The 219-nt window shown below is 54.8% G+C and carries 1 rRNA gene; it reads right to left on the bottom strand.

The window, feature by feature from the left end:
• Nucleotides 1-219 (bottom strand): 16S ribosomal RNA (locus AB4Y44_RS43070); the annotation flags it as partial.

Genomic DNA, 219 nt, shown 5'->3' with positions numbered 1-219 from the left:
TGAAGGCCCGACAACCAGTTGAAATCGTTTAGGGCGTGGACTACCAGGGTATCTAATCCTGTTTGCTCCCCACGCTTTCGTGCATGAGCGTCAGTATTGGCCCAGGGGGCTGCCTTCGCCATCGGTAGTCCTCCACATCTCTACGCATTTCACTGCTACACGTGGAATTCTACCCCCCTCTGCCATACTCCAGCGATGCAGTCACCAATGCAGTTCCCA

This window comes from Paraburkholderia sp. BR10937 (genome assembly GCF_040965695.1).
GTDB lineage: Bacteria > Pseudomonadota > Gammaproteobacteria > Burkholderiales > Burkholderiaceae > Paraburkholderia.
Note: the sequence above shows the minus strand (reverse complement) of the source record. Positions and strands in the feature narration are given on the sequence as shown.